The sequence below is a fragment of the Thauera aromatica genome, from assembly GCF_023093595.1.
In the GTDB taxonomy this organism is placed as follows: Bacteria; Pseudomonadota; Gammaproteobacteria; order Burkholderiales; family Rhodocyclaceae; genus Thauera; species Thauera aromatica_A.
Genome location: NZ_JALLIK010000045.1, coordinates 1 through 3,096, shown reverse-complemented (window position 1 = coordinate 3,096; position 3,096 = coordinate 1). Strand labels below are relative to the sequence as shown.

Sequence of the window (3,096 nt, the reverse complement as noted above, 5' to 3'; positions counted from 1 at the left end):
GGCGCAGCTCACCCCAAGGCTGTGGAAGCAACACTTCGCGGCCAATCCGCTGCGATCCGATCTCTTCGAAATCTCGAAGTAGGCAAGGACGCCGGGCAGTTACCGCTTACGATCGGCCAGCCAGCGTGCTGCTTCGGTTTTGCCAATACCCGCCGGGCCGACCAGCAACACGGCAGGCCAGGACACGCGGCCATCGCCAAGGCTGGAGAGGGCAAAGTGGTCACGTAGCAGCTCGGCCAGTTCATGGAAGTTTGGGAAGGCATGTGCGAACTCATCCAGAAGGGCTTTCCAGTCCGAGGGCAGCAGGCCCAGTTGGCGGCTACCATGTCCCGCCCGCTTGATCCGCTCCGCCATCGCCTGCGCGCGCTTGAACTTGTCGTCGCCTTTCGGTCGGTGGCGATCCACGAACGCCTCCAGCCCGGCTTCATCGAGAAAGGCGATGCTCGGCAAGGGCACTGATTTAGCGGTTTCTGTCGGCTGCTCCTGAACCTGCTCCGGTTTGGCTTCACTCGGAACGGGCTCATCTTCAGCCGCCATGGCGGCGCGTACATCTTCGGTCGTCACCTTCCCCAGATCGTGCACCACCTGCTGTACCCCCTGTTCGACGATGAGCTGGCGGCTGCGGCGCACTTCTTCGGCAAACAATCCTTGGATGCCGTCATGTTGTGGGCAGCGCTGTGGACGGATGCCATCCCCGACAACCTGTGCGCCGCAAACGGGGCATTGTTGCAGCGAAAGGTGCTTGGTCTGGGCAATCAGATCGAACACTGCTGCTGCGCGTTCGCTGTGGCGTCGCGGCGGCTGGTAATGAATGGCCAGGCGATCCCGGTTGCAACTCACCGACAGTGAGCCCTTGCGTGCGAGCACTGTGGGCGGCAGCAGGCATTCCACCTGGGCAAACAGATGTGCTACCAAAGCCAGATGCCCCGGCGCGGGTTCGACGATCTGCCGGACAAGCCAGGGATGCTGCTCCTTGAGCGCAGTAATGGCAGCTTCGTATTCCCGCAGGCGCAACGGACGGACTTGCTTTGGCTTACGCATGATGGCCTCTCAAAACATCTAACTATAATTTACTATAACGCCAATTTACGCGAATCGCCAAACTCCGTACGCTCGTCTTGTCGGTCAATAAGTCTTATAGTGATTTACAGTGAATTCACAGAGCCCGACATGCCAAGCCTTACCAACGAACAATTGCCAGCCTTTGCCGCTGCCTTGATACGACTGCGCGGGGAAACGCTGGGGCGGATCGCTGAAGCCACCGGTATCCGCACCGCTAACCTCTCGGTCTGGCTGCGTGGCAAGGAACAGGTGATCTCCGCCAAACGTTTGGTCGGCCTGTTACATCACCTCGGTATGGAAGGCGGTCGCCTGCGTACCGACGTGTTGCACCAGTGGCAGGATCGCGGGGCACTGGATGACAGCAGGCTCGTGCTAAGCCTGCTGCAGGCCAACAACCAGCCGGTGTGGTTGTTCCAGGATGAGCAGCCCGGGCTTATCAAAACCCGCTTTCTGTTGGCTGGCGATGCGCTGATCCGCATGGAGATCGAGCCGGGTGTCGATCAAGCCCTAGATTTGGCGACAGTCGTCAGGGTGGATCGTGTCATCACCACGCGTGCGGCATTGGCCGGGTTGCCAATCGACTCGTTGTCATCTGCACACAACGTCCTCTTGGCGCTGGCGGAACAGGCCGCAGCGGACGTGGGTGACGAAGAGCTGCTGGAAGGGCTGATTTATCGCCTAGCCGAAACAGTGGGCAGTAATGTCTCTTCAGTACAGGGCTGGCATCAACTGGAGCAAGCGCTGCGCTTTGCATTCAACTCAGGAGCCCAGCCTGGCGATATCGCCCGCGTGGTTGATGCCCATTTCCGCAGCAGCGGCAACGCGGACATGCCGCCAACTGAGTAGGCAAAGAATGCGCTGTTTCCAGCCTCTGGGTTTTCAAATCGTGCTGCGCTGATCGCAATGACTTTTAGCATGGTCACATGCCCCGTTACTCCCTATCTGGCACTACGTTCTTTCCAACAAGGCACAACGTTCTTTCCAATGCTTTGTTGTTCGGGCACATGATCAGGCAGCGAAAAGCTTATTTCCGGCCACGTACATTCCAAAGTTGCACAACGTACATTCCAAATCCCTCGACTGTTATTGCTTATCTTGTGCCCAGGTTAGGGAGTAACGGGGCATGGGTCTTTGTGATCAGCAAAAATTGTCTGTGCGATCAGATCGGGCTGCGGGCCCACTGTGTGAACAGTGTGGTTGGATGGTGGCAGCAGGGTGTCAACCTTATGGGAACAAGGTGTTGAAAGTGTGGCAAGGATGATGGTGGCAATGTGGGGGCTCTGTGGCGGCTGTGTGCCACCATGGTGGTGACAGTGTGGTGCTGCGCCCCTTGTTACCACATTCAACTTGCAGCGAACGCAGTCAAAGGCAATCGGGATGCTTCCACAGCACCTAAATGGTAGGCTTCAAACGATTTAAGACGACTTTCAATCGCAGAATCCGAGCGCCAACGACATGAGCACAGAGCCGTGGGTTACCGCCGAGCACGTCGCCCAGCACTTGGGCGTGGCCAAGGACACCGTGTACCGCTGGCGCGAGCGCAAGGGTCTGCCCGCGCACCGCGTAGGGCGGCTGTGGAAGTTCCAGCTCTCCGAAGTGGATGAGTGGGTGCGAGCGGGAGGTGCCGATGAAGAATCGGGCGATGGGAGCGAACAAAAATGAACCCAGCAGGGGAAAGTGACGCGTGAGCTTGGAAGGGCAACTCCTTGACCAGAAGTCCTTGCGGGCCGTGACCGGCAAGACGGCGGACTGGAACGAAATCGCCAAGGATTGCATTGCCTTTGCCAATGCAACCGGTGGCCGCCTACTGCTGGGGATCGAGGATGGCCAGAGCGAGCCTCCCGCCGATCAGCGTGTCCCTCCAGACCTGCCAGACACACTGCGTCGCAAGCTGGCAGAGCGCACCGTTAACGTGACGGTGCTGCAGGGCTCCCGCAGCTACGCGTTCATCATTAATCGTCACCATCCTCGTCGTCCTCGTCCGGCGCCTCGAAACCGAGCAGCGCAGCGCGAAACTCATCGGACGTCGCCGCC

The 3,096-nt window shown here is 59.0% G+C and carries 4 protein-coding genes; 3 read left to right on the top strand and 1 reads right to left on the bottom strand.

Features of this window, described 5'->3' with window-relative positions:
- Positions 1–99: 99 nt before the first annotated feature.
- Positions 100–1,041, bottom strand: a complete 942-nt coding sequence (locus MXC99_RS00555) for a hypothetical protein (RefSeq protein ID WP_247723696.1) — start codon at positions 1,039–1,041, stop codon at positions 100–102.
- Between the two features lie 129 nt (positions 1,042–1,170).
- On the opposite strand from MXC99_RS00555, the gene MXC99_RS00550 reads away from it, so the two are divergent.
- The 3 genes from MXC99_RS00550 to MXC99_RS00540 all read left to right on the top strand — a co-directional run.
- The gene (locus MXC99_RS00550) at positions 1,171–1,908 is read left to right on the top strand and encodes a hypothetical protein (protein ID WP_247723695.1); all 738 of its coding nucleotides are present in this window, start codon (positions 1,171–1,173) and stop codon (positions 1,906–1,908) included.
- A gap of 609 nt (positions 1,909–2,517) precedes the next feature.
- A complete protein-coding gene (locus tag MXC99_RS00545; protein WP_043218891.1) occupies positions 2,518–2,724 on the top strand; it encodes a helix-turn-helix domain-containing protein in 207 nt (68 codons plus the stop codon).
- 67 nt (positions 2,725–2,791) lie between these two features.
- A partial coding sequence (locus MXC99_RS00540) for an AlbA family DNA-binding domain-containing protein (RefSeq protein ID WP_247723694.1) occupies positions 2,792–3,096 on the top strand: 305 nt, incomplete at its 3' end.

What these genes read in the sequence shown, in the direction of transcription:
- MXC99_RS00555 (WP_247723696.1), bottom strand. Translation starts at nt 1,041, where the DNA reads ATGCGTAAGCCAAAGCAAGTCCGTCCGTTGCGCCTGCGGGAATACGAA.
- MXC99_RS00550 (WP_247723695.1), top strand. Translation starts at nt 1,171, where the DNA reads ATGCCAAGCCTTACCAACGAACAATTGCCAGCCTTTGCCGCTGCCTTG.
- MXC99_RS00545 (WP_043218891.1), top strand. Translation starts at nt 2,518, where the DNA reads ATGAGCACAGAGCCGTGGGTTACCGCCGAGCACGTCGCCCAGCACTTG.